Here is a 23328-nt window from a genome sequence, read left to right as displayed (position 1 = left end):
GATCGTCAGTCCAGCGCCAGCACGGGCTTGATCAGCTCGCCCTTGGCGAAGCGGGCGAAATTCTCAGGGAGAGCCGAGAGGCCGAACTCGCCATCGACCAGGACGCGATATTCCTCCTTGTATTTGCGCAGCAGTTCGACATTCGGCTCGAAATCCTGGATCGGAAAGTAGAAGGTCCGGATCATGTAGAAGTCCTTGCGGCGAAACACCTTGCCCTCTTCGATGGTCCAGGGCGCGGCGTTTTCACCGACCAGCACCAGTGCGCCGCGCGGCAGGACCAGTTCGATGCCGAGGTTGCGTGCCGCATGGGCGCCGGAGCATTCCATGATGAGGGCGAAACGCTTCGAGGTATCACCGACTGGATGCGCCTTGGCACCGAAAGACTGCGCGATTTTCAATCGCGACGCGTTGGGATCGGCGACGTAGATATCGTCGTAGCCAAGCGCGCGGAGCGCCAGCACGACGCCGAGGCCGACGGGCCCCGCGCCCATCACGAGAACATGTCCGGCCTCGCTCGCCGGGACCACGCGACCGACGAACCGCACGGCGTGGCCGGAGGTGCCGATGGTGTCGAGCAAGAGCGGCGCGAGGCTGTCCTCGATATCATCAGGCACCGGCAGCAAACAGTTTTCCGGCACCGGAACGTATTCGGCATAGCCGCCCGGCCTGTTCCAGCCGATCAGGCTCGAGACCTCCAGGCACATCTGGGTGTCGCCGCGCTTGCAGGCGGCGCAGTGGCCGCAATGTAGGGGGATGTAGACGGCACAACGGCGGCCATGCAGCCGGTGGCCGGGCTGCTCGACGACGCCAAAGATCTCATGCCCGGCGGTGAACTCGGCACCCTTGTGCCAGAGCTTGAAATCGGAGCCGCACAGCGCGGTGCGCGAGACCCGCACCAGCACTTCGCCGGGGCCGACATCGGGCATTGCGACGCGCTCGATGGTGATGCGGTCGTTGCCGTGGAAGACCGCGGCCTGCATGATCGAGTTCGGACGGGGAGATACGTTCATCCAATACCTAGCCTTTCACCGCACCGAGCGTCAGTCCGGACACCAGCCAGCGCTGAACCAGGGCCGCCAGCACCAGCGGCGGCAACGCGATCAGCGTCGCAGCCGCCATGAGGGCGCCCCATTGCGTCGAGCCTTCACCGATGAAGTTGAAGGCGGCCGCGATCAGCGTCTTGGTGTCGCCATTGGAGAGCACCAGCGCAAACAGGAAGTAATTCCACGAGAACACGAAAGCGAGAATCGCCGACACGGCGATGCCCGACGCCACCAGCGGCATCGCGATGCGCCAGAGGATGCGCGTGACGCTGCATCCATCCACCTGTGCCGCCTCGTACACGCTGCGTGGGATGGCATCGAACGACGGCAGCAGCACCCAGATGACGATCGGCAGGGTGATGACGGCGTGGCTGAGGATCAGCGCGGTGTAGGAGCCGATCAAGCCGATTTGCCGGAACATCACGTACCACGGCAACAGGAACAGCGTTCCCGGCGCCATGCGCGCCGCGAGCGTCAGGATCGCCGGCCACGTGATCCGGGTCCAGGACACGGCGAAGGCGGCGGGAATCCCGAACAGCAGCCCGAGCGCGGTCGAGCCGACGGTGACGATGAGGCTGTTGAGCGCGTAGCTGAGAAACGGCGTGGTCCTCGTCAGCTCGACATAATTGTCCAGCGTCGGCGAGAAAACCAGCGTCGGCGGATAGGCGGTGACCTCGAACGACGGCTTGAACGAGGACAGCACCATCCAGACCGTCGGCGCCATGATGAGCACACCGGCGATCACGAGTTGCACCGTGTTGAGCCAACGGATCCAGCGATCGGTATTGACGGCATCGTTCATGGCATCACCACGCCACTGCGCTGCGGAGGCGGTTGAAGGCGAGCACGGCACCGAACACGATCGCGGTCAGCGTCAGCATCAATGCGCTGGCATAGCCGATGTTGAAGAATTCGAATCCGACCCGGAAGCCGTAGATATTGAGCGTGTTCGAGGCGTTGCCCGGCCCGCCCTGGGTCGTGATGTAGATGATGTCGAAGAAGCGCAGCAGATCGACGCTGCGCAGGATCGCCGCAGTGACGATGGTCGGCAGCAGCAGCGGCAGCGTGATGCGCTGGAACGTCTTGAACGGGGACGCGCCGTCGATCTGCGCGGCCTCATAGACGCTCGGCGGCAGCGATTGCAATCCGCCGAGCACGATCAGGGCGACATAAGGCGTCCATTGCCAGCTGTCGATCAGCGCCACCGTCGGAACCACCCATGTCGGCGAAGCCAGCCAGTCTGAGGGCGGCAGGCCGAACGATTGCAGGATATAGTTGGCGGCCCCCAGCGACGGATCGAGGATCACCAGCCACATCATGCCGGCCACGACGGGCGGCATCATGAAGGGCGAGATGAACAGCGAGCGTACGATGCCCGGCAGGCGCTTGGCGTTGAACAGCACCAGCGCGAGCCAGATGCCGAAGACGAGCTGCAGCACGAGCGACAGCACGAACAGCGCGATGGTGATCCACAGCCCGTGCCAGAACTCGTAGTCAGAAACCAGCTTCAAATAATTGGCGAGACCCGCGAAGGATTGCTTGCCGGTCGAGGAGAACGTCTGAAAGCCGAGCCAGATCGTATAGACGACCGGAAACGCGATCATCGCGACCGTGAAGATCACGGCCGGCGCGGAGAGCGCGGCCATTTCCAGCTTCTGCCGGTCCTGCGTGAGTGGCGCAGCCGTATCAGACATGTATTCCTGTCCTCGATCGGGTGAGGTGCCGGCAGGCAGCGAGCCAGCCGGCACCGGACGGTCAGTTCAGCGCGATCAGCGCGTCCAGCGCCTTGTCGGCATCCGCACAGGCCTGGTCGATCGGCTTTTGCTTCAGGATCAGATCCTGTACCGCCTGCCCGATGAACTCGCGCGATTGCGGATTGGCGACGATGGGATATCCGACTTCGGACGAGCCCTTGGTGGCGAGCACGTCGAGCGCGGCCTGCCATTCCTTCCGCACCGGCTCCTCATCGATCCACTTGCGATATTCGGGATCGTTCGCGACCGACGGACGCGGCGGCGCGATACCCTGGAGCGCCATCTTCTTCTGCACCTCCGGGCTGGTCGCCCACTGCACGAAATACCAGGCGGCATCCTGCTGCTTGCTGTGCGAGGACACCGCCATGCCCCAGCCGATCGTGGTCGGCACCTGGCCGGCCTCGCCCGCCGGGAACGGCAACAGGCCGGTGTCCTTGAGGCGCGCACCGCCGTCCATGACGGTACGCAACTCGTTGGAGGATTCGAACGCCATCGCGGCACGGCCGCTGCGATAGAGCGCGGAGATCTGCTGGAAGCTGTAATTGACGACACCGGGCGGTCCGAAATCGCGCAGCAGGCGGCTATAGGTGTCGAGCGCCTCCTTGCCCTTGGCCGAGCAGAGATTGGACTTGCCGTTCGCGATATAGCTGCCGCCGATATTGTGCAGCATGTTGCTGAAGGTGTAGGCGACCGCGGGCTTGAGGCCGCGCGAGACGAACGGCGTTACCGAGCTGTCGCAGGTCTTGATCTTCTCGGCCGCAGCCTCGACGTCCTTGATCGTCTTCGGCGCCTCGAGGCCGCACTTCTTGAAGATATCGGTGCGGTAATAGAAAATCGGACCTTCGAGGTTCATCGGCATGCTGGTCAGCTTGCCGCCGAACGTCGCTGCCTTCAGCAGCGCCTGGCTCAGGCCGGCTGCATCGTAATCCTTGGCAACGTCGTTCTTGGCCATTGCGGTGAGATCGGCATACCAGCCGGCGGCGGCGAATTGCTCGCCTTCGCGCGACGGCAGCGTCATGTAGACATCGACCTCGTCGCTGTTCGCATTCATGACCGTGACCAGACGCTGGCGCATCTGCTGTTCCTGATAGCCGTCGACCTTCAGGGTCATGCCGGTCAGCTTCTCGAAATCGGCCTTGTAGGTCAGCAGCGCCTGCGAGACCGGATTGTTGTTGGCGAGAAAGGTGACGGTCTTGCCCTTGAATTTCATCCAGTCGAAATCGGCCGCGCGCGCCTGCGCGCTGACGGCGGCAATCGCAAGAACGGGCAACGCGACGCGCGTCGCGAGCATCTTGGCCTTCATCGAACTCTCCTCCCGCTGGCGCCTTATGCTGTCGCGCCTTTTATGAAAACGGTTACATCCTAAGCGCCACAGCACCTCTGTCAAGTGATAGACAATTTAGCTTTTCTGCTGCAATATCGAAGATATTCTCCTATTTGCGGGCCTAAAAGCGCAACTGTAACGTTACATCATGACCGGATCGTCCGCCAAATTGACGAAGCAAGGCATCCGCGCCGTCGCCGCGCGAGCCGGCGTGTCGACGGCGTCGGTCTCTCGTGCACTCAACAGCCCGGATGCGGTCAGCCCGTCCCTGCGCGCGCGCATCGCGCAGGCCATCGAAGCGGTCGGTTACATCCCGCACGCGCCGGCCCGCATTCTGTCATCGCGGCGCTCGCGTACGCTCGGCGCGATCGTGCCGACAATCGACAACACGATGTTCGCGCGCGGCATCGCCTCGCTGCAGAAATACCTCTCCTCGGTGGGCTACATGCTGTTTCTCACCACGAGCGGATACGATCTCGACGTCGAGCTGCAACAGGCCCGCAACCTGATCGGCCGCGGCGTCGATGGCCTCGTGCTGCGGGGCGATTGCCATCACGAGGGCTTGCGCAAGCTGCTCGCCGACAATGCGGTGCCTTTCATCAATGTCGGGATCTATCAGCCCGACCGACCCTACCCTTGCGTCGGCACCAACAACGAAGCCGCCGCCCATCGGGCGGCCGCGCATATCATCGAGCTCGGCCATCGCAAGATCGGAATCGTGTCCGCGCTCCAGCGCAACAACGACCGCGCCGGCGCCCGCGTCGCCGGCTTTCGCCGCGCGCTCGCGGAGAACGGCCTGGAGATGCCTCCTGAATGGCATGTCGAGGTCCCCTATACCCTGGACGACGCGCGCGAGGCGGCTCGCCATCTCCTCAACCTCAGGGACCGCCCGACGGCGGTGGTCTGCGGCAACGACGTCATCGCCTATGGCGTCCTGCTGGAAGCGGAGCGCAGCGGCTTTTCGGTGCCGCGCGATCTGTCGGTCGTCGGCTTCGACGACCTCGACTGGAGCCGCCATTTGCGGCCGAGCCTGACCACGATCCACGTCCCAACCGACGAGACCTGGCAGCGTGCCGGAGAATATCTGGTGCGCAGCCTCGCCGGCGAGCAAACCATCATGCATCGCGAAGTCGATTTCTCGCTGGTGGTTCGGGAATCGACGGCTCCGCCTCCCCCAATCTGAAGTGAGATCTCCGATGAGTGCCAGCTTCTCTCTCACCCCCGGCTTCCACGCCGTCGTGGTCGGCGGTGCCGGCGACATCGGCGCGGCGATCAGCAACCAGTTCTGCGATCTCGGGGCGACGGTGACCGCCACAGGCGTCAATGATGCCGATCTCGCACGCTCCCTGCTCAAGCCGCGCAGCGGGCTTGCGCTCGCGACGCTCGATGTCACGAACGATGAAGCCGTCGCGTCATTCGCCGGCCAACACCAACGCGTCGATGCGCTGATCAATTGCGCCGGCATCCTGGCGCGGGACAAGGAATACGAGATCGAGACCTTCATGAAAGTGCTCGACGTCAATCTCACGGGCACGTTCCGGACCTGCATGGCGTTCCGCTCGCGGCTGGCGAAGATGAACGGCTCGATCGTCAACATCGCCTCGATGAATGCCACCCTGGCGCTGCCGCGGATTCCGGCCTATTGCGCCAGCAAAGGCGGCGTCGTGATGCTGACCAAGGCGCTGGCCCTGGCGTGGGCCGAAGACGGCATCCGCGTCAACGCCGTTGCGCCCGGTTATGTCGAAACCGCGATCAATGCCGCCGGCCGCACCGACCGCGCCCATTATCAGCGCATCGCCGACCGCACCGCCTTCAAGCGCTGGGGACAGCCCGAGGACATCGCCGGTGCCGTCGCCTTCCTCTGCATGCCGGCCTCGCAATACGCGACCGGAACGGTGGTCGCGGTGGATGGCGGATTTCTGGCGGGGTAGTGGCTGGCGCGGCCGCATGTGCGCCAGGATGCCGATGATGAGAAACGTCTTCCTGCGGCCGATGAGGTCGCTCAGCGCGCCGACCAGGACCGCGGCGATTCAGCCGCCCGCTGCCGGCACGGTCGTCGTCTGCTGCGGCATGCCGGCGCGATCGACGAGCAGATCCGTGAGTCCCGCCCCCAGCCACATGCCGCCGAGCACGAGCCAGGCGGTGAGTGCGAAGACCGAGGCGCCGGTCACGCCGGCACCAACCGCGCAGCCGCCGGCGAGCATCGCACCGAACCCCATCAGAACCGCCCCGAGCAGGTAGCGTCGCATGCCGAGCCCATCCGAAAATCCCTCGAGCTTCAGCTCATGCGCACGTGCCGCGGCGAGAAACGAGCCGAGAAACACGCCGGGGACGATGCCGAGATCGAAGCCGAGCCGGAGCTGCGCGCTGTTGAGCACCAGCATCAGCAACTCGGCCGACGGCCCGCTGAAGGTGAGGCTCTTCAGCGTCACCGGCGCGAAGGAAGCCTGCGACAGCTGATAGGTGAAGAGCCAGCCGGCGACGACGGCCGCTCCGGTGGCAAGCGCGGCAAGAATCAGCCGGCGCGGCAACCGGCTGCGAAAGGCGAAGGACAGCCCCGCAAGCAGCCACACCGCTCCGAATGCAAGCTTCTCGGGCGTGCCGGCACCGAACACCGCCATGATGTCGCGCGACGGGCCGCCATCGACCAGCCACAGACTGGTCACCCATTCGCGCGCAGGCGACAGCAGGCCGCGATAGGAGGCCTGCGCGGTCACCGCAAACAGCAGCCCGGACAATAATGCCCGCAGATTGCCATTGGCCGAGAGCACCAACAGCCGGCTGGCGCAGCCGCGCGCCAGGATCATCCCGCAACCGAACATGACGCCGCCGAGCAGTGCGCCGGAGATGCTGCCTTGCTGCGCGAGCTGACGCGCCTCGGATACGTCGAGCCAGCCGAGCGCGACCAGGCCTTGCGTGCCCACCAGCGCCGCGGCAAAGGTCAGGAGCCAGACCGCAAGGCGCGGCCCGCCCTCGCCGCGGGAGAATTCGACCGCCGCGGCACGCAGACAGAACCGGCTGCGCTGGGCAAAGAACCCGAACAGGCCTCCGACCAGAAGCCCACCGAGCCATGACAGCCGGTCTTCACCCAAGAGATCGATGATCGGCGTCAGCACGTCCGCCTCGGCTGTTCCTGCGAGCATGCAATTCTAGCGATTGGGCCGTCGCGTCCCATGAGCCAGATCAAAGCTCGACACCGCAGCATGCCGGAGCGGAGCGGCCTCATGGCCGTAGATAGGCATATCCCTGCTGTTGCAGCTCGGCGAGCCGCACCACGCCGCCCTTCTCGGCCACCACGAAGCCGGGCGTGAGGTCGTCCAGCTTGACGCCCTGCGCCTTCATCGTGTTGGCGCAGGCGTCGAAACCAACGCCGGCATCGACGAGCTTCGTCATCATCGCAACGGTGTGATCCTGCGCCGCGAGCGCGTGGAAGGCACGCAGCGCCGGCCCATGTACGACCAGCCTGATGTCGGCCTTCCCGGGTCCGCCGACACCGTCGACATGGTTCTGCAGATTGCCCAGAACGAAGACGACCCGATCGGCATCGGCGAGATGATAGACGACGCGCTGCCGCGCGGACGTTTCCGTGGCCGCGGATGCCTGGCGCACTGCGAAGGCACCAAATAGTCCGGCAAGGCTCGCGCGAAGCATGGATCGACGCTGCATGGTCCCCCTCTTATCGTGTCTGCTTGATGAATTCGGCGATGCGGTCGGCGACGTCTTCGGCGAACAGGTCGCGGAAGAAATGATCGGCATCCTCGATCTTGTCGAGCTGGACTCTGCCCCCGCTCGACCCCGCAAGCGAAGCGAAGGCGTCCGCAACGTCGGGCACGACACTATCCTTCGTCGCGGCGAGCACAAGCACCGGCAGCTTCACGCGCGCCACCAGCGCGGCCGTGTCCTGGCCGGCATCGGCACCGTAGAATGATGCAAAGGCCCGCGCGGTGACCACGGCATTGCGACAATAGACGAAGCCCGGGACGTCCATCCACTCTCCGCCGCGGCCGGCCGCGACCGCCTTGGTCGCCAGCTCCAGAACCAGTTCGAGCGGCTTGCCGTAGGTCGTGGCGTAGGAGGCGCGCAGATCGGCCTCGGCTTTTGCGGTCGCTGGCGCCAGCAGCACCGCACCCGCCACCGGCGGGGCCTCGCCGGCTGCGAGATACCGCGCGACCTGGTTGCCGCCGCGCGAATGACCGAACGCGAAGACGAGCCGGGACAGGCCCTTCGCCCGCGCCACCCAGGCGCCGATCTCGGCAACCGCATCCTCAACGACATAGTCATGCCGCGCAGCGCAATCATACATGCCCTTGCGGCGATCGAGTCCCAGCGACAACGTGTGCGCAAGAGAGGCGATGCCGCGCTGCTCCAGCGCCTTGGCAACGCCCTGGATGACCTCCATGTCCTTGTGCGCAAGCGTGCCATGGGTCATCACGACGAGCGGTGTGTCCGGTGTCATCGCGGCGGGTGTGCGCAGCGTTGCGAGCGTGGTGCGGCCCTCGATCGACAGTTCGAGCTCCTGCTCGGCCGCATATCCGGACCCTGCGAACGCGAGCAAGATGGTCAATCCCAGCAACCATCGCATCGTCGGCTCTCTCCCCTATGGCCGGACAATCGTCCAGTTCTTCTCCGCCAAATCCATCAGCGCGGCAACCCCGACCTGCGTGACGCTGACGCCCTCGATCAGCGGCGGTCGCCTGTCCTCTTTTGCCGCCAGCGTCTCCAGCGTGTTGCCGCAGGCGATGAAGCTCACATTAGGCATCGATTTCAGGAAATTCACCAGGCGCTCCTTCACCGGCGAGCGGTCCGCGAGCAGCATGTCGAGGCCGCCGTTGAAGGCAACGACCACGATTTCGACGTCCTCGCCCTGCCCGGAATAATGCCGCGAGACGTTGGCCGCAACATCGAGGACGGCACGCATCTTGGCCGGGTCGTCGTCGCTGATCTGCAGCGCGAGCCTGTGAGGTTCGACTGCCTGGGCCGCGGCCGGATGGATCGTGAAAACCAAGCCAGCGGCGAGAACCGCATGCAGCAGCGTGCGGCGGCTCGCCCGGCCGGGCCTCACTCCACGCCCCGCGACTTCTTCTCCTTGCCGTCCTCTGGCGTCACGTCGATGGCGGCAGCGCGCCCGATGATCTTCACCGGAGCGATGCAGTCCTTCATGCAGGGGTCCTTCTGCCAGAACGACTTCTCGCTGGTGGCGCGGTCGTCCATCACGAAGCCCTGCTCGTTCGGCATCTTGATCGCGGCAAGGGTCTTCTTGTTCAGCTCGAAGTTCTGATCGGTGACGACGTCGTTCAGATAGAGGACGTAGGCGACCAGCGCGTAATATTCATCGACCGACAACGACCCCGTATTGCCATAGGGCATGGCGTGCCTGATGTAGTCGAACACGGTGGACGCGTAGGGCCAGTATGAGCCCACGGTCTTGACCGGATTGTCCGATGTCAGCGAGCCCTTGCCGCCGGCCAGCACCGGCCAGCGGCCGTTGCCCTCGCCGAACTCGCCATGGCAGGTCGAGCAATTGTCCATGAACAGTTTTTCGCCCTGCGCGACCGTGCCCTTGCCTTCCGGCAGGCCCTGGCCGTCGGGACGCACGTCGATATCCCAGCCGCGGATCTCGTCCGCGGTGGGCACGCGGCCGATGTGATAGCGCGGACCGCTCTTGGCGTCGGCCTTCTGCTGCGCCGGCGCCGGCGCGCTCAGCGCGCAGGCAAGCAGCGTGGCTGCAACGAGCTTAAGCGACTTCGACATTCTCGACCTCACCATTGGCCTGCACATGCCAGGTCTGGATGCCATTGTTGTGATAGATGGAATTGACGCCGCGGATCTTGCGCAGTTCCGCCTTGCTCGGCTGCACGTAGCCGGTTTCGTCCTGCACGCGTGATTGCAGCAGCAGCGGCTCGCCGTTCCAGTCGAACTCGTAGTAGAAGCGCGTCAGCGCCTTGTCGAGAACCGGCCCGTCGAGCCGCGCCGACCACCAATTGCGACCGCCGTCGAGCGAGACGTCCACGCGCTTGACCTTGCCGTTGCCGCTCCAGGCCAGACCCGAGACGATGGTAAAGCCTTTGCCATGCCTGATCGGCGCCTGCGGGCTCGGGCTCGTGATCACGGACTTGGCGTCCATCGACCAGGTGAAGCGGCGCGCCTTGCCGTTCGGCATGAGGTCCGTGTATTTCGACGTCTCCTCACGGGTATGCCAGGGCTGGTCGCCGACCTTGATGCGGCGCAGCCACTTGACCCAGAGATTGCCCTGCCAGCCCGGCACCACGAGCCGCATCGGATAGCCCTGCTCGGGATAGAGCGCCTCGCCGTTCATCTTGTAGGCGATGATGCAGTCGTCGAGCGCCTTCTCGATCGGCAGGCTGCGGTCCATCGCGGCGGCATCGGCGCCTTCGACCAGCAACCACTTGGCGTTGGTCTTGACGCCGGCTTCCTGCAGCAAGGTGCGAAGCGAGACGCCGGTATACTGCACGCAGTGGATCATGCCGTGAGTGAACTGGCAGCCATTGAGCTGGGCGCCGCGCCATTCCATGCCCGAATTCGCCGCGCATTCCATGAAGTGGATGCGATTGACGCGCGGATAGCGCTTCAGTTCTTCCAGCGTGAGAATGAGCGGACGTTCGACCAGCCCGTGGATCATCAGGCGGTGATCGGCCGGATCGACCTCGGCGATGCCGCCGTGATGGCGCTCGAAGCAGAGGCCGTTCGGGGTAATGATGCCTTCGAGTTCGTGCAGCGGCGTGAAGCTCACCGAGGATTCGCGCGAGGCAGTCAGCCATTCGACGTCGCGCCGGACGACGTCCTTCTCGAATTTCGACGGCTTGCCATACGGGCGCACGGCGACGCCCTCGCCGAGCGACTTGGTCCACTCGGGCACGTTAGGCGGCTGGTTGGCGGGATTTCCGCCAGCGGCAGCCGGTCTTGCCAGCATCGCGGCCGCGACGCCGGCGCCGGTGGCCAGGAAGCTGCGACGGGATTGGTTGTCTGTGTTCGACATCGCTTCTTACGCTCCGGTAACTTTGACGGCCCGGTTGGGCTCGAGCCGAACGGTCTTCTGCCGCGTCAGATAGTTCGCGACGACCTCCCAGATCGGCGGCCCTTCAGTGCCTTCGTTGACGCTGGCCCAGCCCGCGACCTGATACTCCCTGGCGGGATCGATCGGCGCACCGGTCTTGAGAACCTGCATGTCGGAGATGCGCTGCCCCTGCGGCTTGGTGACGTCGATCGCGTAAGACAGTCCGCCGATCCGCACCATATCGCCGCCCTGCTGGTAATAGGGATCGACGTTGAAGAGATTGTCGGCGACGTCCTCGATGATCTCCTTCAGGCGCGCGCCGGTCATGCCCATGCGGTAGACCGCGGGATAGGTGATCGCGGTCGCGTTGGTGACGTCCTCGAAGGTGATGTCCTGCCCCGGCAGCACGCTGGTGCCCCAGCGGAAGCCAGGCGACAGCGCGATCTCGGCATCGCGTTCCTGCAGCAGCGCCTGGCAGATCAGATCGTCGAACGTGCCGTTGAAATTGCCGCGCCGGTAAAGCAGTGAATCGGTTTTGCCAAGCACTTTGGCCAGATCGCTCGCGAAGGGCTTGCGGACCTCGGCGATCTTCGCCGCCATCTCGGCATCCGCACTGATCGCGTCGGAGAACAGCGGAATGAGCTTGTAACGGAACGCTTTGACCTCACCGTCGCGGACGTCGAGATCAAGCCGCGAGACGAACTTGCCGGACGAGCCCGATGCGATCAGCAGGGTCTTGCCGACCTTGACGGCTTCGGGCAGCGCGTCGTGAGTATGTCCGGTCAGGATGACGTCGATGCCCTTGACACGGCTCGCCAGCTTGCGGTCGACGTCGAAGCCGTTGTGCGACAGCAGCACGACGAGCTGCGCGCCGCTCTTGCGGGCCTTGTCGACCTGCGCCTGAACGTCCTCCTCGCGCACGCCGAACGACCAGTTCGGGATCATCCAGCGCGGATTGGCGACCGGCGTATAGGGGAAGGCCTGGCCGAGCACCGCGATCTTGACGCCGCCGCGCTCGATCATGATCGAGGCCTCGAACGCCGCCTCGTTCCATTCGGTGTCGCGGATGTTGAGGCCGAGGAACGGGAAGCCGAGGCCCTCGATCGCCTGCTTGACCCGATCGGAGCCGTAGGTGAACTCCCAATGGCCGGTCATGGCGTCGGGCTTGAGCAGCGACATGCAGTCGATCATGTCCTGGCCGCGCGTCTTCAGCGAGGACCACGAGCCCTGCCAGGTGTCGCCACCGTCGAGCAGCGCGACCTTGTCGCCGCGCTCGGCGCGGATCGCCTTGATCACGGTCGCGGCGCGGTCGAGCCCGCCGATCCGGCCGTAGCTCTTGGCGAGCGCTTCGAAATCCTCCGAGGTCAGCGCGTAGGCCGCGGACGAGCCGGGCGCGATGCCGAAGCGAGTGAGAAACTCCTTGCCGGTGACATGCGGCGGAAGGCCCTTGGCCTCGCCGACGCCGAGATTGGTGGAGGGCTCGCGGAAATACAGCGGCATCAGCTGGCCGTGAATATCGGTCACGTGCACCAGCGTAACGTTGCCAAGCGGTTCGAACGCCAGCAATTCCTTCTCGGTCAGGCGCTGCTGGGCGACCGCGCGCGTCAGGCCGGCGCCGAATCCGCTCGACAGGGCCGCCGTGGCCGCGGCAACCTGAATGAACTCGCGGCGAGAGATCATGCGCAATACTCCTGCAAGCTCATCGTGTCAGTTGCGCACCGACGGCGTCTCGACCGGCAAGCCGATGCCGCGCCAGGCGACATAGAGCTCGAGCGCGAGGAATTCGTCCGAGAGCGGCTTGAACGGCTCGGCACGCACGTCGAACATGCAGCCTTCGAACCGCTCATGCAGCGGCACCAGGCGCTGGTCGCGCAGCCGATAGGTCGGAAAGCCGTTGGTCTGGCCCTGACTCAGGAAGTCCGCACGCATGAACTTGCCGTTGTTGCGCTCGTGGCACGACGCGCAGGCGAGATCGAGCTGTCCATAGCGCGTGTAGTAGGTCTGCTTGCCGCGCTCGAACCAGGGCGACATCGGCCCGTCGGTCTTCACCGCCACCGGCATGCCGTGCGATTGGTATCGCACGAAAGTGGTCATGTCGGTCAGCTCCCTGGATTTGAATTTCCAGGGCTCCGCCTTCATGTGCTCGCTGCGGCAGATGTTGATGCGCTGCTCGAGATTGACCGGCTTCTTGAGCTTGTCGTCCCATTTCGGCATCGCCGCGCCGACGCCCTTCATGCTGGTCTCGGCCTCGCCGTGGCAGGTCATGCAGGACTTGCCTTCGCTGCCCTCGACCTTCTTCCAGGCATCCGCCGCGCGCTCCACCGCGAGGAAGCCCGGGTTCTCCAGGTCGTCGTCCTGCAGGGCCCGCGTTTCCTTGCTGCGGAACTGGTAGCCGGAGATGATGGTCTTGAAGACGTGTCCGGGAGGCGCCGGGATGCCCTTGCGTTCGGCCTCCTGCGCGGAGGCACACGTCGCCACCGATACGGCCGCGGCGATCGCGACAGCTAGTCCAATACAGCGCGACAGCATCCGCCCTCTCCCTCGAAGCTCTACGGCACTACGCCTTGAGCGAGATCTTCTCTTCGGCCGTGATCACCGAGCCGTCGTCGTCGGTCCAGGCGAACTTGAACGTCCCGGCTTCGTCGATCCTGGCGTCAAACTGGATGTAGGGGTTGGCCGAGATCGCGGGCTCCAGCGTGCAGCTGAAGACCGGCTTGCCGTTGAATTCGCAGGTGAACTTGTTGATGATCTTGCGCGGTATCGGCTTGCCCTGCGCGTCCTTGCGCTGGCCCGACTCCATGACATGCGAGACCAGGGTCTTGATCTGGATGATTTCGCCCTTGGCCGCTTCCTTGGGAAGCTTGAGGCGCGGTTTCTCTGCCATCGTCCGTCTCCTTGAGCTTAGCCGCCGCAGCCGCCGATTGTGACCTTGACGGTCTTCTGCTCCGTGAACAGCGACCCGTCGCTCATCTTCGCGACCGCAACCACGTTCTGCGTGGTGGCGAGCCGGATCCGGATCGATGCCTCCGCCTTGCCCGAGAGCGGCGTGAACATCAGCGTCGCGACACCGGCGTTCGGATTGCCGTCCGCGAGAATCATGACTTCCTTGACATAGGAGTCCGCGGTCATCGGGCTTTCGACCGTGAGCGACAGAGGCACGGTGTTGCCGTTTTCCGCGATCTCCGGCAGGTCGAGCGAGATCTTGCCCTTGACCGGTTGCTTGCCGCCGGTGAACTTCTCGATCCACTTCGCCGCGTCGCCCGTCACTTCGGCATCGGCCGCCATGGGCATCAGGGTCAGCATGACGAAGCCGCCCCCGAGCGCAAATGCCTGCCGTCGATTGATGGCTTTCATTCCTTGATCCTCCTCGCCGTCAGTTCAGCGTCTTGAGATAGGCAACCACGTCCTCGACCTGCGCGGCCGTCAGAATTGACTTGCCGACGAACTCCGGGCGCACCCGGCTCAAGCCGTCGTTCTTGAAGAACGCCGGCATGACAGTGTCGGTGAAGATGCGCTTGGGATCGGCGACGATGAGGCGGAGCTGCGCCTCGGTGTAGCGGCCGGCGACGCCGTCGAGCGACGGACCGAACTCGCCGTGGAATTCCTCGGACTTCAGGCTGGTGACCTGATGGCAGGCCAGGCAGTTGCCGAGCGTGCGCGTCAGAAACACCTTCTTGCCGGCAGCGGCATCGCCGGGCGCGCCCGTCAGGGATTTGGGAAGGGAGTCGTTGACGATGTCGAGCTTGATCGGCTCCTTGACGGCCTCTTGCGCGAGAGCGCCGCCGGCCGACAGACAAAGTGCAAACGCAGCCGCGAGCGAGCGCCGCATGTTTCCTACCCTTATCGCGGGGTGACGCCCGCTCTTGGTTACGATGGACTCACGGCCCATCAAATTCAATTATTATGATATGTTCATATGATTGGCGGCGTCAAGCGAAATTCGAACGACGCTCTTGGTCAACCGTTCGCGGCCAGGAAATCCCGAAACGAGCCGCGTTCGTAAGCGCGCTCGCGCACGAAGCGAAACATCGCCAGGAAGTGCTGTGGCTTGAGATAACCGGGGGCCCGCGCCACTTCGCGCGCCGTCGCGTCCTTTACCTCGAGACCGTCGGGGGATGTCGGAAAGAACTGAAAGGTCGGCGTGAACCGGATCCCGTATTTCTGGGCGAGCTCTTTCTCCGACAGTTCCTGGCGATCGAAGTCCGTCACCTTGCGCGAACCGATCAGATTGAGCTGCAACACCTCGAAATTGTCGCGAATATAGCCCGAGATGCCGGGATCGGCGAAGTTCACCAGATGCGTCTCGCGGCAATAGGGGCAGCCCCGCAGCTCCCACATGATGGCGAGGCGCTTGCCGCCGGCCGCCGCGCTCTCCAGATCCTCGCGCAGATCGAGGAAGCTCTGCAGAAACCAGGGCTCGTGATAGAGCCCGTCTTCTCCGACCGTCGGCTCGGCCGCCGCCGCGCCGCGGCCGGCCAAGGCCGCGCCTGTTGCGAATGCCAGGAGGCCGCGTCGGGTCAGCTTGCGAAGCGACGTCGGGATTTCGTGCATCGGAAGATCTTGCGCGTTGCTCATTTTCATTATGATATTCGAATACACGAATGTGACAAGGAGTTCCGATCTTGCGCTGCACCATCGCACTGCTGGCGTGGCTCGCCTCGAATGCTCTCGCGCTCGGCGCGGAAGCCGATAGAGCTGCTGATGTTGCATCGACGATGGCGCCGATCACGGCCAATCTGCGCACCGCCGCGAGCTATGCGCGCACCGGAAACGTCGCGCTGGCACAGATCGAGACCGACGAAGCTGTCGCCCGGTGGAAACGGCTCGCTCCCCTGCCCGCTGACCGACCGGCCGAATTGTCGGAATTTCTCGACGGGGGTCGCGAGAGGCTCACGATGATCACGGGCGCGCTGGAGCGAGGCGACACCGTCGCCGCCGGCCGAGATTTGCTCGCGCTTCGGCAGGCTTTTCACGCGCTCAGACGTCACGCGGGGTTCTATGATCTCGGCGATTGCATCTTCGAGATCGCGCCCGCCATGGAAGCGTTGCGTGTCGCGGCCATCAGATACGGCGAACAGCCGGCGCCGGCGAACGCCGAGGAGACCGTTGCTGCTGCAAGCGCGTTCCGCGATCGGCTCGTACGCTGTAACGAATGGGCAAACGGCGAGATCGCCGCCCAGGGCGAATTCCGCCGCCTGATCGACGGCGCAATCGCCAGCAGCAGCGAGATCGCTCATGCGGCGATGGCGGGCGACGGTCCCCTCGTGCACCGCTACCTCATCGAGCTGCAGTCCTTCGCGCAGTTGCTCGACTTTCGCTACGGTTAGCCTCAGCCGATGCTGGTCAATGCAGGGAAATGCTCGAGCAGCCATTCCGAGACCGCGGGCATCAATCCGGTCAGAAACATCAGGCCGGTCGCGACCAGGAAGACGCCCATCGTCTTCTCGATCAGGCCGAGATGCCGGCGCACACGGCCGAGCGCGGCGATGAAGCGGCCGGTGAAGGCCGCCGCGATCAGGAAGGGAATTCCGGTCCCGACCGAATAGGCGAGCAGCAGCAGCGCGCCTCGCCCGGTCGAGTCCTCCGAGCCCGCCATCAGCAACACGGCGGCGAGGATCGGGCCTGCGCAGGGCGTCCAGCCGAACGCAAAGGCCAGGCCCATGACGAAGGCCCCCGCCACGCCGGCCGGACGGTTGTCCAACTGCACGGTCGCGCTGCGATAGAGCATCGGAATCCTGAGCAGCCCGAGAAAATGCAGACCCATGACGATGATCAGCCCGCCGGCGACGATGCCGAGCGTCGACAGATGTGCGGAGATGAAGCGTCCCGCGATCGACGCGGTCGAGCCGAGCGCGACGAACACCAGCGAAAAGCCCGCCACGAAGGCCAGCGCAGAGATCAGGATCCGCGGCCGCAGCTCCGGCCGGTCGCCGGACAGATCCGTGACCGAGACACCGGCCATGTAGCAAAGGAAGGGCGGGACCAGAGGCAGGATGCAGGGCGAAAGAAACGACAACAGGCCCGCGACAAAGGCCGCACCCAGCGTGACGTCCAAGGTCATTTCCGCCCCATCCCTAGCACATATACGAATTTAATGATATAAGACATCAAGGACGTTTGGGAAGCAAGTCCGCCAATCAAGCCGGCAAAGGCCAGATTACGCAGCATGAACAGAATCGCCGTTTTGCTCGCCCTCACCGTCGGGCTCGCGCTGCCCGCGACGGCCTCGCGCGCCGCCGAACTCGTCATGTTCGAGCGGCCCGGCTGCACCTGGTGCGCACGCTTCAACGCCGAGATCGCCCCGATCTACGGCAAGACCGACGAAAGCCGGGCCGCACCATTGCGCCGGATCGACCTGAACAGCCGCCTTCCCGCCGATCTCGCCGGAATCGATCCGGGTCCCTTCACGCCGACCTTCGTCGTGGTACAAGAGGGCCGTGAGATCGGGCGCATTCGCGGCTATCCCGGGGATGCCTTCTTCTTCGGCCTGTTGGACCGAATCCTGTCAAATACGGGATTGGAACCCAAGGGGTCGTGACCGTTCTTGCGGAGTTTGCTGAGAGGAACTTGACGCGATGCCGTTGCCGAAGCTGAAGGAGATCGAGGGCTCCGCCGAACTCGAGCAGATGATCGAGAAGGCGCGCGAGGCCAGCGACATGCTCAAGGCGCTGTCGCACGAGTCCCGACTGCTGCTGCTCTGCATCCTCGCCGAGGGCGAGAAATCCGTGACCGAGCTCGAGCAGTTCCTGGGCGAGCGACAATCGACCGTCTCGCAGCAGCTCGCGCGGCTGCGACTCGATCGGCTGGTGACGACCCGCCGCGACGGCAAGACGATCTACTACAGTCTCGCGAGCGAGGACGTCCGCAAGATTCTCACCGCCGTCTACGACGTGTTCTGCGAGCCGGTGCGCCGGCGCCGCCGGTAGTTTCTTCCGCGCTGGCTTTTCGCGCCCCACCGGCGCAGACTACCTGCGGACAGAAACAAAAAAGAAGCGGGAGGAATGCTGAGCCCTTCGACCATAGCGTTCGCATGCGGGCTTGCCGCCGGTGCCGTGCTCGGCGTTGCCGGCCGTGCGGGACGTTTCTGCACGCTGGCGATGCTCGAGGACGCATTCTTCGGATCGGATTTTCGCCGGCTGAAATCCTTTGCGCTGGCCGCTTCGGTCGCCCTGCTCGCGACCCAGGCGCTCGCCGCGCTCGGCATCGTCGATCTGTCACGGTCGATCTACCTGACGGCATCGATCGGCCTTGGCGGTGCTATCATTGGCGGGCTGATGTTCGGCGTCGGCATGGCCCTGGTCGGCACTTGCGGGTTCGGCACGCTGGTGCGCGTCGGCGGTGGCGATCTCCGTGCCATCGTGGTCTTTCTCGTGCTCGGCCTGTCGGCGCTCGCGACCATGCGCGGCATCACCGGTATGCTCCGGCTTAAACTGATCGAACCGCTGTCGTTACGGCTGCCCGAGGGAAGCACCCAGACCTTGACCTCGCTGCTCGGCGCAGGCAGCGCGATGCGCGCGATCCTCGTCGTGGCAATTGCCGCAGCGCTGGCCTTCTGGGCCCTTGCAGATGGGCGACTGGTCCGGTCGCCGCGGCTGCTGGCCTCCGGTCTTGCCGTCGGCGCCGCGATCGCGTTCGGCTGGTTTGCGACCGGATGGCTTGCCGACGACGAGTTCGATCCCGCACGGGTCGCCTCGCTCACCTTCGTGGCGCCGCTTGGCGACGCCATTCTCTACATCGCCACCTTCTCCGGCGCGCGGCTCAATTTCGGCATCGGCTCGGTTGCCGGCGTTGTCGCCGGCTCGTTTGCCGCCGCGATGCTCGCGCGCGGATTCCGCTGGGAGGCATGCGACGACGCACGCGAGTTGAAGCGTCACATGATCGGTGCGCTGCTGATGGGCATCGGCGGCATCATGTCGTTGGGCTGCACCATCGGTCAGGGCCTGAGCGCGTTTTCGACGCTCGCGGTTTCGGCACCCGTCACGATGGTGGCCATCGCCTGCGGAGCGCGCCTTGGGCTCGAGTTCACGATGACCGGCGAGTGGCTGCCGGCGGTCCGCAGATTGTTCGGGGCCTCGACCTGACGAATTCGCCTTGATGGGCCGAGCCGATCTCTACCGCCAAACACAAAACCTGAAAGACAACCCCATGCACAGTAGCCAGGTGGTTGGCGGCATGTCGTCGTGCTTCAGATGCCGCCTGCGGATGTTGCGGGTGACGATCCAGACCATCGCCACGGCGGCTGGCACGAAGATCGCGGTTGCCAGCGAAGGCTCGACATGCAGACCGCCGTCATAGGCATCCTTGGCGAGGTAACGCCTCGACGACCGGACTTACGCCGCATCGGTCGCATCGGCGCATTCCAGGGCTTTCGTCGCGGACCGGCGCCGGCCACCCTCGAAGAGGCGACGATAGAGCACGACCGAAATGAGCCAGGCGATCGCAAACAGCGCGATCACTGCGAAGCCCACATTGGCGAGCGATTCGTTGAGACCGTCGACCAGCGTCCACACGCCCCCGGACAGGCCGAGCCGGTCGGCCGCCAACCCGAGCGCTTCGATGCCGCCGATGAACAGCGCGACCGCCACGGAGGCGCCGGTGATCGTGAGGTTGTACCAGAGCTTTCGCATGGGATCGACGAAGGCCCATCGATAGGCGCTGACCATCAGTGCGGAGTCGGCCGTGTCGACCAGCGCCATGCCCGACGCGAACAGCGCGGGGAAGACCAGCACGTCTGCAATGGAGGCGCCGCGCGCGGCTTCGGTTGCGGAGATGCTGAGCAGGCCGATCTCGGTCGCCGTGTCGAAGCCGAGCCCGAACAGGAAACCGAGCGGATACATGTGCCAGGGCTTTGTGACCAGACGGAACAGCGGTCCGAGCAGCCGCGCGAGGAAGCCGCGATGGGCGAGCAGCCTCTCGAGGCCTTCGGCGTCGTCAACGCCCTGCTGCCGTGCCGCACGGAACGTCCGCAACAGGCCGGCGAAGATGACGAGATTGATGGCCGCGATCACGAGCAGGAAAACCGCCGACACCGACGTGCCGATGAGGCCGCCGATGTCCTTGAGCAGGCTGTCGCCGCCGAGGCTCACCACGCCGAGCGCAAGCAGGATGGTTGCGACCACGACGACGGTGGAATGGCCGAGCGCGAAATAGAAGCCGACACTGTGCGGCGCGCCATCCGCCTGCATCAATTTGCGCACGACGTTGTCGATGGCGGCGATGTGATCGGCATCGACGGCGTGACGCAGACCGAACACCCAGGCCAGCAGCGCGGTCGCCAGAACCGTCGGCCGGTCGCCGAACAACGCGAAGGCCCAAGCCCAGGCGGCGATGTTGGCCGCGATCAGCCCCCCGAACAGCACCACCGTTCCGGGCTCGACCGCCCGCAAAGTCCGCCTCACCGCTTGCTCCATTCACCTCATCCGGCAGTATGACGTTTATCAAGAACCCTCATACTAGCAAGAGCAAGAGCCGCGCCACTTTCGGCCCTGAGGCCGAAGACGCATGGAAAAGGAGATCGCCTCATTGATTTAATGGAGAAATTCCAGGGTGAGGCTCCGCCGGGCCGAAGCGAGCTGCGGCGCCCCTATCCACTTCGGGACCAGATTGACCCTGCCGGGAAGCGCTTGCCCCAAGTGCAAGTGCAGCGACTACATATCCACGGTCATCGACAGCAGATATGTCCGTGGCGCTCCCAGGAAGAACGTTCCGAACGAAGCCACGCTGGACCAGTAGCTCTCACCGGTCACATTCTGGATGTTTGCGCGGAAAACCGTTCTCCTGCCGCTGATCGCCGTGGTGTAACGGGCGCCGAGATCCAGCCGCGTCCACTCGGGAATCGGTTGCTTGTTCGCAGTATCGACGAACTGCCTGCCGGTGTAGATGACGGCCGCATTCACGGTGAGATCTCTCATCCACGGGAGGTCCCATTCCGCCCCGATATTGGCCTGAATGTTCGGAACGCCGATCGGCGTATTGCCAAGATTGGCCGCAACCGCAGTTTTCGTCAGGGTGCCGTCCAGCAGCGAGATGCCTCCGAGGAGACGAACATCCTGCATGAGCTCGCCGTAGACGTTGAACTCGAGCCCGCGGACTCGTTGTTCGCCTGTCGCCGCGAAACGCCCGGCGGACAGCTCGCCGCTCGCCTTCGATATCTCGAACGCGCTGAAGGTGGTTGCGATCCGGCCGAACTCCACCTTGACACCGGCCTCGTACTGCTTGGCGACGTAGGGCTGCAGCACTTCGCCGAAATTGGACGCGGTCTGGGGAGCTACGTCGCCGCGCGCGAGACCTTCGACATAGTTCGCGTACAGCGAGACATGCTCCAGGGGACGGACGACGAGACCAACCACCGGGGTCACGGCGCTCTTGTCGTAAGACGATGTCAGCGTTCCGGTATTGGAGAGATAGTTGTTGGCTTCGATGCCCTGGCGCCGGACACCGAAGGTCAGAAGGACCCGCTCGTCGAGTACGGACAAGGTGTCGGCAATCGAAAGCCCCGTGAGCTCGCTATCCGAGAGCCGCGGGCGGCTGCTGATCTCGTTGGCGAACTGGGTCGGCGCGACGGTCGGATTGTAGATGTTCGAGGTGACCGGACTGCCATTCGTCAGGCGCCGGTACAGAGCGTCCTGATAGACCGAGGCCTGGACAGCAAGAGCATGATGGACGAAGCCGGTGTCGAAGCGGGCGCGAAGGCCGCCGTCATATGTGGTTCGATCGATGCTGAGACCGAAGTACTGGGGCGTAGAGGTCGTGTCCCCGCTATTGTTGACGATCGTCGGAAGACCGAAGAATCGTTCGACATTGGTCCTGGCGCCACCGACATCCGCAAACAGAGTGACCTGATCGCTGACATCGTACTCGGTCCGCAGCAAGGCGGATTGGTCGTTGATGCGTGACCATTCCCAGGGCTGGGTCACGTTCAACCGGCCGTCCGGCGCCTTTGGCACCTGCAGGCCGGGAGCCATCAGAAAGGGACGTGAGGGTGCGTCGAACCGATCGGTCTGCGCAATGAGATAGAGCCAGGACCTGAACCGCTCGCCTCGATAATCCAGCGCCAGCGATCCGACACCTGTCGTCTCGGACTGGCGGTCGATGGGCGTATCGCCGCCGCGGAGGCTCCCGCTGGCGCGTACGCCCCATTCCTTGCCGTCGCCATAGCGTCTCGCAACATCCCAGTGACCGCCGAAGCGTGCGGTCGATCCGTAACTTGCTGTCAGGCGGGTCAGATCCTCTTCCGCACGCTTGGGCACGACATTGATGACGCCACCAACGCCGCCATTCGGCGCCATGCCCGAGAGTGCCGCCGAGGGACCCTTGAGCACTTCGATGCGCTCGACGTAGTCCGTGAAGATCCGGTATGTCGGCGCGATTCCGTAAAGGCCCTCGAAGGCGAATTCACCGTTGTTGCCTTCATTGATCGGGAAGCCGCGTATGTTGAAGGAATCGACGATACCGCCCGTCGGGTGGGAACTGCGCACGGACGGATCGAGGATCAGGGCATCCGCACCCGTTGCCGCCTGCTGATCCCGAATGAACTTGTCGGTGTAGCTTGTCACGCTGAACGGTGACTTCATGGTGTTGGTATTGCCGAGCAGTCCCAGCCGCGCGCCTTGAGCGACCTGGCCGCCTGCAAAGGCGGGGACGACACTTGGCTGCGACGGCACTGTAACGGTCTGAGGCTGCGAGGCTCGTCGTGAGGTCGATCGGACCCGGGCGTCGCTTCGCCTGGTCGGCGCACGACGAACCGCCTGGCGCGTTGGAGCTTCGACAGTTACGGGCGGAAGCGAGCTCCCAGCTTGCGATGTTTGGGAGTGAGCAGGCGATTCGAACCCTGCCAGCCACACGACACCACCCAGCAGCGCTGCACCAAAGCGAGCCACCGTCTCAACCTCACCCGCACGCCGCATTCCCAGCAAGTCCTTCATCAATAGCACGCAGCGCGCCGTGACACGGCTCCGCGCTTGGCCAGCAACGAGCATGGATCGAAGAGCAGCTCTCCGCATCCGAACTCGGCCGGCACAAATGCCCCGTCAATCAATTGCTCTGCAGACGCACGCCCTTGCTGTCTTCGTCTTGGCGACAACATCCGGATGCCAGCGATCTGCACCGCCTCTTTAGGAAGGCATCATCGTGACCGCAACGCAATTGCATGCGGAGAGACTTAGAATGTCTCGATCATTGACGATCGACGGG

General features: G+C 64.5%; 26 protein-coding genes. 6 read left to right on the top strand and 20 right to left on the bottom strand.

The genetic code is table 11. The features are described 5' to 3' along the window. Positions 1 to 5: 5 nt before the first annotated feature. From CIT40_RS12970 to CIT40_RS12955, 4 genes are all read right to left on the bottom strand, one after another. Complete coding sequence (locus CIT40_RS12970) at positions 6 to 1010, bottom strand: zinc-dependent alcohol dehydrogenase family protein (RefSeq protein WP_094896344.1); 1005 nt, start codon at positions 1008 to 1010, stop codon at positions 6 to 8. Between the two features lie 7 nt (positions 1011 to 1017). Next, positions 1018 to 1845 (bottom strand): carbohydrate ABC transporter permease, encoded by an 828-nt coding sequence (locus CIT40_RS12965; protein ID WP_094896343.1) that lies wholly within the window; start codon positions 1843 to 1845, stop codon positions 1018 to 1020. Between the two features lie 4 nt (positions 1846 to 1849). Next, entirely contained in the window at positions 1850 to 2737 is an 888-nt protein-coding gene (locus CIT40_RS12960) for a carbohydrate ABC transporter permease (RefSeq protein WP_162307472.1), read from the bottom strand. 61 nt (positions 2738 to 2798) lie between these two features. Continuing rightward, positions 2799 to 4100, bottom strand: a complete 1302-nt coding sequence (locus CIT40_RS12955; RefSeq protein WP_094896341.1) for an ABC transporter substrate-binding protein — start codon at positions 4098 to 4100, stop codon at positions 2799 to 2801. A gap of 169 nt (positions 4101 to 4269) precedes the next feature. Here CIT40_RS12955 and CIT40_RS12950 point away from each other — a divergent pair, with 169 nt between their 5' ends. Together CIT40_RS12950 and CIT40_RS12945 are read left to right on the top strand one after the other, a co-directional pair. Continuing rightward, positions 4270 to 5304 carry a LacI family DNA-binding transcriptional regulator gene (locus CIT40_RS12950; RefSeq protein ID WP_094896340.1) on the top strand — a complete coding sequence of 345 codons (1035 nt, stop codon included), beginning with the start codon at positions 4270 to 4272 and terminating at the stop codon, positions 5302 to 5304. Positions 5305 to 5317: 13 nt separating this feature from the next. After that, the gene (locus CIT40_RS12945; protein ID WP_094896339.1) at positions 5318 to 6052 is read left to right on the top strand and encodes an SDR family NAD(P)-dependent oxidoreductase; all 735 of its coding nucleotides are present in this window, start codon (positions 5318 to 5320) and stop codon (positions 6050 to 6052) included. Between the two features lie 99 nt (positions 6053 to 6151). Here the strand turns inward: CIT40_RS12945 and CIT40_RS12940 are convergent, their stop codons facing one another. The 12 genes from CIT40_RS12940 to CIT40_RS12885 form a co-directional block, all read right to left on the bottom strand. Then, positions 6152 to 7237: a YeeE/YedE family protein gene (locus CIT40_RS12940; RefSeq protein ID WP_094896750.1), complete on the bottom strand. Its 1086-nt coding sequence runs from the start codon at positions 7235 to 7237 to the stop codon at positions 6152 to 6154. Positions 7238 to 7343: 106 nt separating this feature from the next. Further along, positions 7344 to 7787: a DsrE family protein gene (locus CIT40_RS12935; RefSeq protein WP_094896338.1), complete on the bottom strand. Its 444-nt coding sequence runs from the start codon at positions 7785 to 7787 to the stop codon at positions 7344 to 7346. 10 nt (positions 7788 to 7797) lie between these two features. Continuing rightward, positions 7798 to 8703, bottom strand: coding sequence for an alpha/beta hydrolase (locus CIT40_RS12930; protein WP_109862223.1), 906 nt, complete (start codon positions 8701 to 8703; stop codon positions 7798 to 7800). A 15-nt stretch (positions 8704 to 8718) separates the two neighbouring features. Next, entirely contained in the window at positions 8719 to 9153 is a 435-nt protein-coding gene (locus CIT40_RS12925; protein WP_414645425.1) for a DsrE family protein, read from the bottom strand. Between the two features lie 26 nt (positions 9154 to 9179). Next, positions 9180 to 9872, bottom strand: coding sequence for a c-type cytochrome (locus tag CIT40_RS12920; RefSeq protein WP_414645419.1), 693 nt, complete (start codon positions 9870 to 9872; stop codon positions 9180 to 9182). Beyond that, positions 9856 to 11118 carry a sulfite dehydrogenase gene (soxC, locus tag CIT40_RS12915; RefSeq protein ID WP_094896304.1) on the bottom strand — a complete coding sequence of 421 codons (1263 nt, stop codon included), beginning with the start codon at positions 11116 to 11118 and terminating at the stop codon, positions 9856 to 9858. The genes CIT40_RS12920 and soxC overlap by 17 nt, the downstream gene beginning before the upstream one ends. 6 nt (positions 11119 to 11124) lie before the next feature. Then, a complete protein-coding gene (soxB, locus tag CIT40_RS12910) occupies positions 11125 to 12816 on the bottom strand; it encodes a thiosulfohydrolase SoxB (RefSeq protein ID WP_094896303.1) in 1692 nt (563 codons plus the stop codon). Positions 12817 to 12843: 27 nt separating this feature from the next. Continuing rightward, entirely contained in the window at positions 12844 to 13665 is an 822-nt protein-coding gene (soxA, locus tag CIT40_RS12905) for a sulfur oxidation c-type cytochrome SoxA (protein ID WP_094896302.1), read from the bottom strand. A 28-nt stretch (positions 13666 to 13693) separates the two neighbouring features. Next, positions 13694 to 14020, bottom strand: coding sequence for a thiosulfate oxidation carrier complex protein SoxZ (gene soxZ / locus CIT40_RS12900; RefSeq protein ID WP_094896301.1), 327 nt, complete (start codon positions 14018 to 14020; stop codon positions 13694 to 13696). A gap of 17 nt (positions 14021 to 14037) precedes the next feature. Beyond that, positions 14038 to 14490 carry a thiosulfate oxidation carrier protein SoxY gene (soxY, locus tag CIT40_RS12895; protein ID WP_094896300.1) on the bottom strand — a complete coding sequence of 151 codons (453 nt, stop codon included), beginning with the start codon at positions 14488 to 14490 and terminating at the stop codon, positions 14038 to 14040. 19 nt (positions 14491 to 14509) lie between these two features. Beyond that, positions 14510 to 14965 (bottom strand): sulfur oxidation c-type cytochrome SoxX, encoded by a 456-nt coding sequence (soxX, locus tag CIT40_RS12890; RefSeq protein ID WP_167443341.1) that lies wholly within the window; start codon positions 14963 to 14965, stop codon positions 14510 to 14512. A 128-nt stretch (positions 14966 to 15093) separates the two neighbouring features. Continuing rightward, positions 15094 to 15711: a SoxW family protein gene (locus CIT40_RS12885; protein WP_094896336.1), complete on the bottom strand. Its 618-nt coding sequence runs from the start codon at positions 15709 to 15711 to the stop codon at positions 15094 to 15096. A gap of 47 nt (positions 15712 to 15758) precedes the next feature. On the opposite strand from CIT40_RS12885, the gene CIT40_RS12880 reads away from it, so the two are divergent. Continuing rightward, a complete protein-coding gene (locus CIT40_RS12880) occupies positions 15759 to 16463 on the top strand; it encodes a hypothetical protein (RefSeq protein ID WP_162307470.1) in 705 nt (234 codons plus the stop codon). A 2-nt stretch (positions 16464 to 16465) separates the two neighbouring features. On the opposite strand, the gene CIT40_RS12875 is transcribed toward CIT40_RS12880, so the two are convergent. After that, a complete protein-coding gene (locus CIT40_RS12875; RefSeq protein ID WP_094896298.1) occupies positions 16466 to 17197 on the bottom strand; it encodes a cytochrome c biogenesis CcdA family protein in 732 nt (243 codons plus the stop codon). Between the two features lie 105 nt (positions 17198 to 17302). Between CIT40_RS12875 and CIT40_RS12870 the strand changes: the two genes are divergently transcribed. The 3 genes from CIT40_RS12870 (at position 17303) to CIT40_RS12860 (ending at position 19217) form a co-directional block, all read left to right on the top strand. Next, positions 17303 to 17674, top strand: coding sequence for a thioredoxin domain-containing protein (locus CIT40_RS12870; RefSeq protein ID WP_094896297.1), 372 nt, complete (start codon positions 17303 to 17305; stop codon positions 17672 to 17674). Positions 17675 to 17711: 37 nt separating this feature from the next. Continuing rightward, positions 17712 to 18062, top strand: a complete 351-nt coding sequence (locus tag CIT40_RS12865; RefSeq protein WP_028137430.1) for an ArsR/SmtB family transcription factor — start codon at positions 17712 to 17714, stop codon at positions 18060 to 18062. A 75-nt stretch (positions 18063 to 18137) separates the two neighbouring features. Continuing rightward, positions 18138 to 19217 carry a YeeE/YedE family protein gene (locus CIT40_RS12860; protein ID WP_094896296.1) on the top strand — a complete coding sequence of 360 codons (1080 nt, stop codon included), beginning with the start codon at positions 18138 to 18140 and terminating at the stop codon, positions 19215 to 19217. Between the two features lie 30 nt (positions 19218 to 19247). Here the strand turns inward: CIT40_RS12860 and CIT40_RS12855 are convergent, their stop codons facing one another. From CIT40_RS12855 to CIT40_RS12845, 3 genes are all read right to left on the bottom strand, one after another. Next, on the bottom strand, positions 19248 to 19400 hold the full coding sequence (locus CIT40_RS12855) for a hypothetical protein (protein WP_414645424.1): 153 nt from the start codon (positions 19398 to 19400) through the stop codon (positions 19248 to 19250). Between the two features lie 66 nt (positions 19401 to 19466). Continuing rightward, entirely contained in the window at positions 19467 to 20546 is a 1080-nt protein-coding gene (locus CIT40_RS12850) for a HoxN/HupN/NixA family nickel/cobalt transporter (RefSeq protein WP_094896295.1), read from the bottom strand. Positions 20547 to 20783: 237 nt separating this feature from the next. Further along, a complete protein-coding gene (locus CIT40_RS12845; protein ID WP_244611958.1) occupies positions 20784 to 23060 on the bottom strand; it encodes a TonB-dependent receptor in 2277 nt (758 codons plus the stop codon). Positions 23061 to 23328: the final 268 nt, after the last annotated feature.

Origin of the sequence: Bradyrhizobium amphicarpaeae, assembly GCF_002266435.3 — a bacterium.
GTDB classification, from domain to species: Bacteria; Pseudomonadota; Alphaproteobacteria; order Rhizobiales; family Xanthobacteraceae; genus Bradyrhizobium; species Bradyrhizobium amphicarpaeae.
Note: the sequence above shows the minus strand (reverse complement) of the source record. Positions and strands in the feature narration are given on the sequence as shown.